Raw genomic sequence first — 246 nt, 5'->3', positions numbered from 1 at the left:
CAGCAGAACACATGCTGGCCAGCGCCAAATGGAAAGCCGTGAGCTGGCGCAGCGGGACGAAAGGTCGGCTGAAAGCCCGATTTGCTGCTCTCCGTGTCCGCACCGCCGACGGCCCTCCTCAGCGGATATGGGATAAGGGTCAGCAGCATCTCCCCGGCGACGAAGCCTGGCTCATTGGCGAGCAACGTGCCTCAGGGGAGAAGAAATACTATCTCGCCAACCTGCCTGCGTCGACGGATCTGCGCA

At 62.2% G+C, this 246-nt stretch carries 1 pseudogene; it reads left to right on the top strand.

Annotation, left to right across the window (positions count from 1 at the left end):
• Positions 1-246, top strand: a pseudogene (locus FNJ47_RS47670) (IS701 family transposase); the annotation flags it as partial.

The sequence above is a fragment of the Bradyrhizobium uaiense genome (assembly GCF_010811875.1).
GTDB lineage: Bacteria > Pseudomonadota > Alphaproteobacteria > Rhizobiales > Xanthobacteraceae > Bradyrhizobium > Bradyrhizobium uaiense.
The sequence above is the reverse complement of the archived record's forward strand: the minus strand, read 5'-3'. Positions and strand labels throughout refer to the sequence as shown.